This is a genomic window from Kingella kingae ATCC 23330 (assembly GCF_900111845.1).
GTDB lineage: Bacteria > Pseudomonadota > Gammaproteobacteria > Burkholderiales > Neisseriaceae > Kingella > Kingella kingae.
Map to the genome: position 1 here is coordinate 1 of NZ_FOJK01000013.1, position 12,113 is coordinate 12,113.

Sequence of the window (12,113 nt, forward strand, 5' to 3'; positions counted from 1 at the left end):
ACCTGTATTCACAAACAACTATTTGATAAATTTTAATATTTGTGAAATATACCCTAGTTTAACAAAATTTTCAGCAGATAAATTCGTCTGCTCAAAATCTTTTGCTAAACGTCGAGACCAACCTAACCATGCAAACGTTCGTTCTACAATCCAACGTTTGGGCAGAATATGCCAAGAAATATCTTGAATTCTCTTTGAAATCTCAACAGTTAAACCCAATTGCTCTGATACTTCACGCTCAAATGTATTCCGATAACCTGCGTCTGCACAGAAACCTTTTAAACTCGGATAGGTCTCAAACGCTTTTTTTGCTACAAAAATACCTGCTTTTGTGTCATGAATATTGGCTGCATGAACCACAACAGACAATAGATTACCCAACGTATCAACAGCTATATGTCGCTTACGACCTTTGATTTTTTTACCTCCATCAAAACCTTTATCATGTGCGCTAGAAGCTGTTTTGACGCTTTGTGAATCAATAATGGCATAAGTTGGCATTGCTTGTTTTTGATGGATTAAACGTTTTTTTGAACCAATGCCAAAAGAATTCTATCCCATAAGCCTGATTGATTGGCTCTGCGATAGAAACTCCATACGGTTGAATAAGGTGGAAAATCATTGGGCAGCATACGCCACTGGCAACCTGTTTTGGTAATATACAAAACGGCATTCACTAATTGACGTTTATCCCATTTGTAGTGGCGTAGCTGGTTAAAATGTGGCTCAATCGCTTGCCATTGGGCATCTGTTAAGTCTGTTGGGTAGGATTTTCTAGTCATAAAGATATTTTATCATTTTTGTGAATACAGGTTCTTACAGATAACACAATCAACAACCACCCACAATATGCATACTCCGATGGTGCAAATCGTCCAGCGTGCTGCGATGCCCAATGCTAACGATAATGCTATCGGGCAGGCGTTGGCGTATCAGTTGATAAAGATGCGCTTCGGTCGGTTCGTCCAAAGCGGCGGTGGCTTCGTCCAGCAAAATCATTTTGGGTTGCGCTAACAAAATTCGGGCAAACACCAAACGCTGCAATTCACCAGGCGACAAAATGTGTTGCCAATCTTTCACTTTATCTAAATGCTCGGCAAGATGCACCAATTTGCAATCGTCCAACACTTGTAAAATTTGTGCTTCGCTGGCTTGGTGGCTTGGGTAGCATAAAGTTTGTTGCAGGCTGCCTTGTGGCACATACGGTCGCTGTGGCACAAACATCGTGCCGCTCATTTGTGGCGATACAATGCGCCCTGCTCCGCCAAATGCCCATAAGCCTGCAATCAGGCGCAATAAAGACGTTTTGCCGCAACCCGATGGGCCTTTAATCAACAAACTTTCGCCTTGTTTCACCGATAAGTTGATGTTTTCAATCAATACTTCTTGACTGGGGCGCAACAGAGCCACGTTTTCCAAGTGCAGGCTGCTTTCGTTGGTTTCACGCGTGGGTTGCTGTGAGTGCGGCGTGTATTCCAAGCTGCTTAAAAAACCGCTCAAACGCTCTAATCGGGCGCGATAAGATGTGAACTGTTTGTAAAATAAGCGAAAAAATGACAAAGAGCGTTGCAATCGCACAAACACTTGCACGGTTTGATGAATGTCGCCAATTTTGATTTGTCCTTCAAACAGGCGCGGTGCTTGCAAAATAATCGGCAATAATTGTATGCCTTGGCTGAACATATCGTTAAAACCGCTCAACGTAACGCTTTGTCGGGCAATGAGCCAGCGGTTTTTGATAATGGCGACAAAGTTTTGTGATAGACGTTCTTGCTCCACCGCTTCGCCGTTGTAAAAGGCAACGCTCTCGGCATGGTCGCGCACACGGATTAGCGAATAGCGGTAATCGCCGTTGAGTCGTTCGTTTTCATAATTATACTGAATCAAAGGCTTACCAATCCACATCGCAATGCAAGTCGCCAAAATCACGACAATAAACACCAAAAACACAATGCCGTGCGGAATGTCTATCCCAAAAATCGTGAGTATGCCTGCCAAGCCCCATAGCACCAGCGTGAACTCAATAGACGACAAACCCGAATTGAGCATGCCGCGGATAAATTCAATCGTATTGGCGATGAATTCTTGCGCGTCTTGCTGAATACGTTGGTCGATGTTATCGGGCGATTGGCGTTGATTTTGCAGGCGATAGTAGTTTTTGTGCGCCAGCCAGTGCGACACCAGCACTTGATTGAGCTGCTTTGACCATTTAATCGCAAGGGCTTGGTCTAAAAAATCATTGACCGCGCCGTTGAAAGTTCGCAGCAGCACCACCGCGGCGTTCATGCCTGCAAACAGCCAAAAGGCTTGCACATTCATGTCTTGCATGGACGTGTACAAACCGCTGGACATGAAGGTGCTAAACACATTCAGGCGGACTTCGGTCAGCAGCAATAAAATCATTAGCGCGACAAAGCCAATGATGTGCAGACTGCTTTTTCGGTCTAAACAAGGGCGCAGAACGTGCCAAAATTGTCGCCCAAATCGGGTTTTGCCAATCAAATAAATGCTGATTGCCAACAGCACCATGGTGGCGGTAAAAGTTTGCAGCAGCCACATGGGTGTGCCATAGAGTTCGGTTTGCCAAGTTTTCATGACTTCTTTCTATTTAAGCGATAAATATTTGTGAAAGCAGTGGTTTTTTATTATTTTTGATACACAAAAGCAGCCTGCACTTTATTGTAGGCTGCTTGGTTTATTGGTTTTACAAATCCCAGAAGATACCAAATCCAACCGAATTGGGTCCCGAGTGTGCCGATACAACTGGGCTAATCGGATACGCTGGCAAGTTTTTTAAGCCATGTTTTTTAGCGATGATGCCTTCAAATTCTCTGAACCATTCGCGCGGTGTGCCTGTGTAGAGCAGGTAAATGTATTGCTTTTTACCGCCATTTTTCATGTATTGTCCCAGTTGGTTAGACATATTGTTCATGGCGCGTGAAAAGCTGATGATTTTTTCTGCTACAACTGCTTCGCCTTTGGGGGTTACTTGGATAATCGGTTTGATATTTAAGGCATTGGCGATAAAGCCTGCGGTTTGCGACAAGCGTCCGTTGTTGATTAAGTAGCTCAAATCGCTCACGGCAAACATGAGTGTGTTGGTTTGACGCAAGTGCTGCAAACGGGCGATGGTTTTTTCGGTGGTCAAACCCGCACAGAAGCAGCGGTCTGCTTCCAATGCTATAAAGCCTTCGGCAAACGCGCCTGTTTTGGTGTCGAACAAATGGATTTTGAGTTTGCCTGCAAACAAGGCGGCAGCTTCTTTAATGTGTGTATAGGTTTGGCTTAATGCGCTGGACATGGCGACAACCAGCACTTCGGTATAGCCTTCATCTGCAATCTTTAAGAAAAATCGGTTTAATGCGCTGGGCGATGGTGGCGATGTTCGTGCCATAGTGCGTGGGTGCTTAATGAGCCAATCTTCAAATTCGGCAGCGTTGAGTGTTTCGCCATCTACAAACAGGCTTTCGTCCATGCGGATATTCAAGCGCAGGGTGCGAACATTATGCGGCTCTTTGTAATAATCTAGGCACGCAGTGGACATTGCCACAACCAATCGTTTTTTCATAAGAGAATACTTCCTGTATCTTGAATAGAATTTTGATCTAAAAATGGCGCGCATTTTACATTTGTTTTGGATTTTTTCCAATTTCTTACAATCACTATCATCAAGAATATTAAAAAGCAGCCTGCACTTTCTATCAACAAAAGTGCAGGCTGTTTTTTTCGTTTATATCAATGGTCAGACGCTTCTGCTGCGCCAATGCTCGTCATCGAACGTACATATTGAAACCTTTACAAAACCCCATCTTTGGCGCATTTCTTCGTGATGCACTTCTCGAACGCTTGAAAATATTTCAATATTATCTGCGCGCTCTGCGATGCTATCACTTTGAACTGCACTCAAATCTGGGGTTTTGCAAAGGTCTCAGCCTAACAATTTGGATTATCAGAAAAAACTTTCAAGCAGCCTGCAATCGCATTTACAATACGATTCTTTACAAAAAGTGCAGGCTGCCTGCTGGTATTATTTATGGATATTACTCAACTCAAAGCATTCATCACCGTAGCACACACGCAAAACTTAACCCAAGCCGCCGAAAAATTGTTTTTGTCGCAGCCTGCCGTGTCAGCACAAATCAAAGCGATTGAAAACGATGTTGGCACCCCCTTGTTTACGCGCACCAACAACGGTATGCAACTCACACGCGCAGGCGAAGTGCTGCTGCCCGAAGCCGAATCATTGTTGCAACACAAACACCGCTTGGAAGTGTTCGCGCAAACCCTGTCAGAACACTATGTCCAAAATATCCAGCTCGGCTTAATCCACCCGATTAACAGCAACAAAGTATCGGTACTGACACAACACATCATGCAAACCTAGCCCGATGTGCATTTGCATATTCAATACGGCATGAGCGGCGAAATTTTGTCGCGCTTATTGGCAAAAAAACTGCACGGCGGCTTTTTCTTGGGACACATCAACCAACGCAGCCTGCACACGATTGCGCTGGAAAACATCGCCTATTCGCTGATTTGCCCAGCCCAAGACGAAGCCGCCATTCGCAGCGGTTTGCCCAAAAGCCTCAATCAATTTACTTGGATTGAAATGTCGGGCATTTCGGGCAGCTACAAAATTTGCAGCAATTTTGGCAACGCCACAAGCTCAGTCCCAAAAAACAAATTATTTGCGATTATCCACAAGCGATTATTGATTTGTGCGCGGCTGGCACAGGCTTGGCGATTGTCCCCAAACACAGCGCAGAGCTGGCACAAGCACAAGGCAAACCCATTGCGATGATTCCAGAATACGAACAATCGCTGCCCTTGTCGTTTATCTATTTGGACGAATACAGCGAAGACCCAGCATTGGTGTTGTTGCGCGACCATGTAACGCAGGTTTGGCAGGTGTGATGTTTGGTGCGATACGAAGCAGCCTGCACCTTCCATTCATACTTGAATGCTCAACAAAATGTTCAATTAGCAGCAACCTTGTCCTCTCTCTGGGGCTAGGGAGAGGGAGCAGATTGGCGTGCATACAAAACTTTCTGCCAAAAATGGATACCCAAAAGTGCAGGCTGCTTTCAATCTTGGCAGCCTGTACCTATCCACTATACAATTCAATCTATTCTTATCTACCGAAAAGCCACGTCATGAACCAATTAGCCTTTGATTTTGACGAACCCGCCTACCCTCGCTTTGACAAATTGCTCGGACACGCCAATGCCGAGCTCATCTACATTCTGCAACAAGAACACGACCAATTTTTGTACATTTGGGGCGAACAAGGCTCGGGCAAAAGCCACATTTTACAAGCATGGGTGGGGCAAGCCATGCAGGCAGGACATCGCGCCCTATATATAGACGTAGGTAGCACACCACTCACCGATGCCGCCGCCGACTACGATTTTGTCGCCATAGACCAAGTAGAAAAACTCAACGCACAAGAGCAAGCCACCTTGTTTTATGTGTTCAACTGCTTTCGCAACAGCAAAAAAGGACATTTACTGCTATCGGCAGACGTTGCACCCAGCAAATTGCAACTGCGCGAAGACCTACGCACACGCATGAGTTTTTGTTTGGCATACGAAGTCAAATCATTGAGCCAAGAGGAAAAAATTGAAGCCCTAACCAATATGGCACACGCGCGACAACTCAATATAGACCCAGCCATTTATCATTATTTGTTGGAACATTGGCGACAAGATTTGCACAGTTTATTGTCTATGTTCAACGATTTAGCCAATTACTCCATTACGCAAGGCAAACCGATTACGCTGCCACTTTTGCGTAAACTCTTAAAACAACAGGAACAAGCATGAAAAACCTTGCCATTTTTGACCTAGACCACACACTCATCAACACCGACAGCGACAACGCCTTTCCACAATTTTTAATTGAAAAAGGCTTGCTCGATGCCGAACAAGCTGCCACCAAAAACGCACAGTTTTATCAAGATTATCAAAATGGTTGCTTGAATGTTGCCGATTTTATTGCGTTCCAAATCGCGCCGCTAGTCGGAATGCAGCCTGCACAACGCGATGCGCTGCACGCCGAATTCATGCAAAAATACATTCAGCCGCACATCACGCAAATGGCAAAAATGCTGGTGCAAAGCCACCGCGATGCAGGCGATGAATTGCTGGTTATTTCATCAACCAACGAATACATTATCACGCCGATTTGCCACGCATTTGGCATCAACAACATCATCGGCACGCAACTGGAAAGCGATGAAAATGGCGCGTTTACAGGCAAAATGGTCGGCACACCCAGCCTGCGCGAAGGCAAAATCACACGCCTAAACGAATGGCTGGCAGCGCGTGGCGAAACCATGCAAAGCTATGGCAAAACTTATTTTTACAGCGATTCGTACAACGATTTGCCATTGATGCAGTTGGTTGATGAAGCGGTTGCCATCAATCCAGATGAGACTTTGCTGGCACACGCAAAGCAGCACGGTTGGGCGGTTTTGAATTTTCAATAACAATAAAATATCAAGGAGTTAATATGTCTAGAAAACAATTAAGTTTTGAATTTTTCCCCACGCGCACACCAGAAGGTCGCGCCAAACAAGTCATCACACGCAAACAGTTGAGCCAATTCAACCCAGCGTTTTTTTCGTGTACTTCGGGCGCAGGCGGCAGCACACGCGATGGCACAATGCAAGCGATTAGCGACATTTTGTCCGAAGGCATTGCCGCTGCACCCCACCTACCCTGCATTGGCATGAAAGCCGAAGAAATCAAAGAATTGTTGTTGCAATACAAAGCGATGGGCGTGAAACACATTGTCGCGTTGCGTGGCGACATTCCGTCTGGCATTGGCTTGGGCATGGACGGTATGCGCTATGCCAACGAATTGGTAGAACTGATTAAAACCGAACACGGCAGCGATTTTCATGTGGAAGTGGCGGCGTATCCCGAATACCACCCACAATCGCGCAGCGCGGAAGACGACATCAACCATTTTGTTCGCAAAGTCAAAGCAGGCGCAGATTCGGCGATTACGCAATATTTTTACAATGCCGATGCGTATTTCCGTTTTGTAGATGACGTGCAAGGGCGCGGCGTAACCATTCCGATTGTGCCTGGCATTATGCCGATTGCCAGCTTTGCCAAATTGGCGCGTTTTTCTGATACTTGTGGCGCAGAAATTCCGCGTTGGTTGCGCTTGAAATTGCAATCGTATGCCGATGACACCGCGTCTATCAAAGCCTTGGCATTGGACGTGGTAACCGAGATGTGCGAACGCTTGCTGCGCGAAGGTGCGCCAAGTTTGCATTTTTACACGCTCAATCAGGCAGGTTTGGTATCCACGATTTGTCAGCGTTTGGGTTACTAATCCACACAAAAAGCAGCCTGCATTTTAAATAGACAAAATGCAGGCTGCTTTTCATCGCACTCAATCGTTATTTTATGTTAAAGTTCCCACTCTGTTTATTTACGAAAGACTACAATCATGCAAACTTGGCAACTTCCCGAACACATCGCCGATATTTTACCTGAACGCGCTCGTCAGATAGAAAGCGTAAAAGAACAAATACTTGCCTTGTTTCGCGTGCATGGATTTGAACTCGTCCACCCACCTTTAATGGAATACAGCGATTCGCTGCTCACACACATTGACAACGGCTTATCGCTAAAAACGATTCGCGTACCCGACCAATTAAGCGGACGACAACTCGGCATTCGCGCCGACATCACGCCGCAAGTGGCGCAAATTGACGCGCATTTGTTGTCTCAAAATCAAGGGATTAACCGTTTGTGCTATTCAGGCAGCGTGTTGCACGCCAAACCTGACGGCTTTTTAACCACACGCGAGCCATTCCAAACGAGCACGGAATTGTACGGCTGCGCGGACACGGTTGCCGATATTGAACTGATTGATTTGATGTTGAAATCGCTAAAAATGGGCGGTTTGGACAATGTGATTTTGTCGTTAGGACACATTGGCATGTTCCGCGCGATTGCCACCGCCGCGCAGTTGGACACAGCACAAAGTCAGCAGTTGCTCGCCATTATGCAAAACAAAGACCGCGAAGCCGTGCGCGAATTGGCGCAAAGCTGGCAATTAGACGATATTTGGACAAACGCGCTGGCATTGCTGCCTGAATTATATGGCGGACGCGAAATCGTGGAAACAGCGCGAACCAAATTGCCACAGCTAACGTCGATTACGCAGGCGTTGGATTCGTTGGCGCAGGTGTGTACGGCGTTCCCAGCGCAGGCGGTGCATATTGATTTGGCGGAAGTGCGCGTGGACAATTACCACACGGGTTTGCTGTATGCGGCTTATACGCCCGATTATCACGATGCGGTGGCGCATGGTGGGCGTTATGACGGCTTGGGTCAATATTTTGGGCGCAGTCGTCCTGCTACGGGTTTTAGTTTTGATTTACGCGTGTTTGGCGGCAAGCGAACGTCCACAAGCGGTGCGTGTGGCGCAAAAGGATTACGCGGCGGCGCGTAATGCGGTGGAGCAGTTGCGCAAACAAGGCGTGTGTGTGGTGATTGATTATGGTGTGGCGGATAATTCAGGCAGCCTGAAAAAGTTGGTTTTGCGTGGGGAAGATTGGGTTGTGGAGTAAGTGCAGGCTGCCTGAAAAAAGAGGAATCTTCAAATGAGCGATAAAATTTTAGCCTTGCTTTCTATGCTTTTTCTCGCATTTTTGATTTATTTAGACAACGGTTTTACCACGCTGGGCGGCTGGCTGTGTTTTCTGATACCTTGCATTTTTTTCGCTATTCTTGCCTATTTTGATTTTGCTGAAAAACGTTCATACGCCAGTCGTTTGGAAACTTTTTTGGCGACATCATTTAAATGGATTTCACGATTATTAAGCGGTATGCTTATCTTATTGCTTTCAGGCTGGACACTTTATTCAGTTTATAAAGCGTGGCAAGGTGGTAATGTATTTGATGTGCTATTTTTCGCATTATTTGGCATGAGTTTTACAGGATTTCTGATACATTTCTTCTTGTATGGACAAGCAGGATGTGCTATTTTTCGCATTATTTGGCATGAGTTTTACAGGATTTCTGATACATTTCTTCTTGTATGGACAAGCAGAAGGTAGAACAGGATTTCGCGCCAATCGTCTTGCTCATGAAAAACGCAAAAAGCGGTATCACTGGAAATGGTAATTTTGGGATTTTCAGGCAGCCTGAAAAACAGAAAGGAAAAAATGAACAACCTGATTGAAATTTATCAAACCGAAAATGGCGAAACACAAGTAGAAGTGCGTTTTGAGCAGGAAGCCGTTTGGTTATCGCAAGCGCAAATAGTAGAACTGTTTGGGCGTGATGTATCTGTTATACAGCATTGTTTATACGGATTGTTATCGTAGCTATGATGTATTAGATGTAAGCGACAAAGCCATTTTAGCTTCGCTGAAACTTCGTTTTCGTATCAATCACAGCACACATTTTGCTGAACGACAAAACCATATCAACGGAATTGAGAACTTTTGGAATCAAGCAAAACGTCATTTACGCAAATTTAACGGCATTCCTAAAGAGCATCTTGAGCTATATTTAAAGGAGTGCGAATGGCGTTTTAACAACAGTGAGATAAAAGTTCTTGTTCTATTTTAAAACAATTAGTGAAATTGAGTTTATCCTAGTTATCTAGGACAGCCCCTAAATCATTTTATGCAAATTAGACTAGAAGTAATGAAAAAACTTGCAAAAATATAAATAATCACTCTTTCAGGCAGCCTGAAACATTTTTTTTTAACCAAAAAAGGTCAAACAAAATGGCACAAAACGTAGTAGTCATCGGTTCGCAATGGGGCGACGAAGGCAAAGGCAAAATCGTAGATTGGCTCGCGGAACAAACCACAGGCGTGGTGCGTTTTCAGGGCGGGCACAACGCAGGACACACGCTGGTCGTAAACGGCAAAAAAACCGTGTTACGCTTGATTCCAAGCGGCATTTTGCATGAAAAATTGGATTGCTTTATCGGGTCGGGCGTGGTCGTGTCGCCTGAAGCCTTGCTCGGCGAGATTGACGAATTGAACGCGGCTGGCGTGAAAGACGTGGAAAAACGCTTGAAAATTTCGGCAACCACGCCCTTGATTTTGCCGTATCACATCGCGCTAGACCAAGCGCGTGAAGCATCAAAAGGCGACAAAAAAATCGGCACAACAGGACGCGGCATCGGTCCTGCGTATGAAGACAAAGTGGCGCGTCGTTCGGTGCGCGTGGGCGATTTGTTGAATATGGATTTGGTGGCGGACAAGGTTCGCGCGAATTTGGATTTGTACAATGTTCAGTTGGAACATTTGCACAAAGTTGCGCCTGTTTCGTTTGATGATGTGATGGCGAAAATCAACGCATTCCGCGAACGTGTTTTGCCGATGATTGCGGACGTTTCGCGCACTTTGTACGACAAAAATCAACGCGGTGAGCGTTTGTTGTTTGAAGGTGCGCAAGGCACGTTGTTGGATATTGATTACGGCACTTATCCTTTTGTTACTTCATCAAATTGTATTGCTGGCGCGGCTTCGGCTGGCGCAGGTGTGCCACCGCAAATGTTGCAATATGTATTAGGTATTGTGAAAGCCTATACCACGCGCGTGGGTAGCGGCCCTTTCCCGACAGAATTGTTTGACGATGTGGGCGCAGGTTTGGCACAACGAGGCAACGAGTTCGGCTCAGTAACAGGTCGTCCGCGCCGTTGTGGTTGGTTTGATGCGGCGGCGTTGAAACGCTCGATTCAAGTGAACGGTATCACAGGCATGTGCATCACGAAATTGGACGTGATGGACGGCATGAAAGAAGTGAAAATTTGCACGGGCTACACGCTGCCAGACGGTTCTACGACTGATATTTTGCCATTCGGTGCGGACGCGGTTGCGAATTGCACGCCAATTTACGAAACAATGGACGGCTGGACGGAAACGACTTTCGGCGTGAAATCGTATGACGCGCTGCCGACCAATGCGAAAAAATATCTGAAACGCATTGAAGAAGTGTGCGGTGCGCCAATCGCAATTATTTCAACTGGTCCTGACCGCGAAGAAACCATTTTGGTGCAACACCCATTTCAATAAAGCCATATAAAAAAACAGCCTGCACTTTACATTTAACCAAAGTGCAGGCTGCTCTATATTAATTATTTATCTGTACGACTTCGCTACGCGCTTTGCCACAGTTCACGCACACGCGCCAAGTCTTCACTCGTGTCCACACCAGCGGGCGGTGCGTGGTCTAGCACTTCCACCGCAATCGGGTAGCCATGCCACAACACACGCAGTTGCTCCAAACTTTCGCACACTTCCAGCGGCGATTCAGCTAATTGCGCGTATTGCTTCAAAAAGCCCACGCGGTAGGCATAAATCCCAATGTGGCGCAACGGCAATGGATTGGGCAAAGTTTGTGCGTTTTGCAACATCAAATCACGCGGATAGGCAATCGGCGCACGGCTAAAATACAAGGCTTGTTGCTGTTTATCAAACACCACTTTCACGCAGTTGGGATTCATAAATTCGGCAAAATCGTGAACAGGGTGTGCGGCGGTTGCCATGGGCGCGTGGCTGTTTGCCAATTTTTGCGCCACACGTTCAATCAATTCGGGCGGAATCAATGGCTCATCGCCTTGCACGTTTACCACAATCGCATCATCGGGCAAATTCAGCAGTTGCGCGGCTTCTGCCAATCGTGTTGTGCCGCTTTGATGTGTGTCGCTGGTCAAAACGGCGACAATGCCCTGCTCGGTGCAGGCTGCTTGGATTTTGGCGTGGTCAGTTGCCACCACAATTTGTTGCGCCGACGATTGCGCGGCTCGTTCTGCCACGCGCACCACCATGGGCTTGCCGCCAATGTCTGCCAACGCTTTTTCCGGCAAACGGCTGGACGACAAACGCGCTGGAATCAATACGGTAAACGCCGTCATTCTGCACACTCCAAATCGGTTAAGGCTCGCGCTTCGTTTTCCAGCATAATCGGAATACCGTCGCGAATTGGAAATGCCAATTTTGCCACCTTACTCCACAATTCTTGCTTGTCGGCGTGGTATTGCAACGGTTGCTTGGTAATGGGGCAAATCAATAAATCTAGGTATTTTTTATCCATATTACTTTTTTCCTGTGTCATCAATCAGAAATTTGA

General features: G+C 46.2%; 12 protein-coding genes and 3 pseudogenes. 9 read left to right on the forward strand and 6 right to left on the reverse strand.

Going from position 1 to position 12,113, the window contains the following annotated elements; translation table 11 throughout:
* Positions 1-18 precede the first annotated feature (18 nt).
* The 4 genes from BQ5809_RS04305 to BQ5809_RS04320 form a co-directional block, all read right to left on the reverse strand.
* Positions 19-540, reverse strand: a complete 522-nt coding sequence (locus BQ5809_RS04305) for an IS5 family transposase (protein ID WP_338152167.1) — start codon at positions 538-540, stop codon at positions 19-21.
* On the reverse strand, positions 519-782 hold the full coding sequence (locus BQ5809_RS04310; RefSeq protein WP_003789867.1) for a transposase: 264 nt from the start codon (positions 780-782) through the stop codon (positions 519-521). Before BQ5809_RS04310 ends, BQ5809_RS04305 begins: the two co-directional genes overlap by 22 nt.
* Before the next feature lie 49 nt (positions 783-831).
* Complete coding sequence (locus tag BQ5809_RS04315) at positions 832-2,595, reverse strand: ABC transporter ATP-binding protein/permease (RefSeq protein ID WP_003785462.1); 1,764 nt, start codon at positions 2,593-2,595, stop codon at positions 832-834.
* Between the two features lie 109 nt (positions 2,596-2,704).
* A complete protein-coding gene (locus BQ5809_RS04320) occupies positions 2,705-3,568 on the reverse strand; it encodes a DegV family protein (protein ID WP_003785460.1) in 864 nt (287 codons plus the stop codon).
* A gap of 465 nt (positions 3,569-4,033) precedes the next feature.
* Here BQ5809_RS04320 and BQ5809_RS04325 point away from each other — a divergent pair.
* From BQ5809_RS04325 to BQ5809_RS04360, 9 genes and pseudogenes are all read left to right on the forward strand, one after another.
* Positions 4,034-4,914, forward strand: a pseudogene (locus BQ5809_RS04325) (LysR family transcriptional regulator).
* Positions 4,915-5,153: 239 nt separating this feature from the next.
* The gene (gene hda / locus BQ5809_RS04330) at positions 5,154-5,822 is read left to right on the forward strand and encodes a DnaA regulatory inactivator Hda (RefSeq protein WP_003789459.1); all 669 of its coding nucleotides are present in this window, start codon (positions 5,154-5,156) and stop codon (positions 5,820-5,822) included.
* A complete protein-coding gene (locus tag BQ5809_RS04335) occupies positions 5,819-6,487 on the forward strand; it encodes a histidinol-phosphatase (RefSeq protein WP_003785452.1) in 669 nt (222 codons plus the stop codon). The genes hda and BQ5809_RS04335 overlap by 4 nt, the downstream gene beginning before the upstream one ends.
* A gap of 23 nt (positions 6,488-6,510) precedes the next feature.
* Positions 6,511-7,344, forward strand: a complete 834-nt coding sequence (gene metF, locus BQ5809_RS04340; RefSeq protein ID WP_003785451.1) for a methylenetetrahydrofolate reductase [NAD(P)H] — start codon at positions 6,511-6,513, stop codon at positions 7,342-7,344.
* Between the two features lie 117 nt (positions 7,345-7,461).
* Positions 7,462-8,590 (forward strand): annotated as a pseudogene (locus tag BQ5809_RS04345) (ATP phosphoribosyltransferase regulatory subunit).
* A gap of 33 nt (positions 8,591-8,623) precedes the next feature.
* Entirely contained in the window at positions 8,624-9,079 is a 456-nt protein-coding gene (locus BQ5809_RS04350; RefSeq protein ID WP_003785447.1) for a hypothetical protein, read from the forward strand.
* A gap of 108 nt (positions 9,080-9,187) precedes the next feature.
* Entirely contained in the window at positions 9,188-9,349 is a 162-nt protein-coding gene (locus tag BQ5809_RS04355; protein WP_050792387.1) for a virulence RhuM family protein, read from the forward strand.
* Positions 9,321-9,625, forward strand: a pseudogene (locus tag BQ5809_RS10260) (transposase); the annotation flags it as partial. The gene BQ5809_RS04355 and the pseudogene BQ5809_RS10260, both read left to right, overlap by 29 nt.
* Positions 9,626-9,757: 132 nt before the next feature.
* Positions 9,758-11,056, forward strand: coding sequence for an adenylosuccinate synthase (locus BQ5809_RS04360; protein ID WP_003785444.1), 1,299 nt, complete (start codon positions 9,758-9,760; stop codon positions 11,054-11,056).
* A gap of 83 nt (positions 11,057-11,139) precedes the next feature.
* Here the strand turns inward: BQ5809_RS04360 and kdsB are convergent, their stop codons facing one another.
* Positions 11,140-11,898, reverse strand: a complete 759-nt coding sequence (gene kdsB / locus BQ5809_RS04365; protein WP_003785443.1) for a 3-deoxy-manno-octulosonate cytidylyltransferase — start codon at positions 11,896-11,898, stop codon at positions 11,140-11,142.
* Complete coding sequence (locus tag BQ5809_RS04370) at positions 11,895-12,077, reverse strand: Trm112 family protein (RefSeq protein WP_003789428.1); 183 nt, start codon at positions 12,075-12,077, stop codon at positions 11,895-11,897. Before BQ5809_RS04370 ends, kdsB begins: the two co-directional genes overlap by 4 nt.
* Positions 12,078-12,113: the final 36 nt, after the last annotated feature.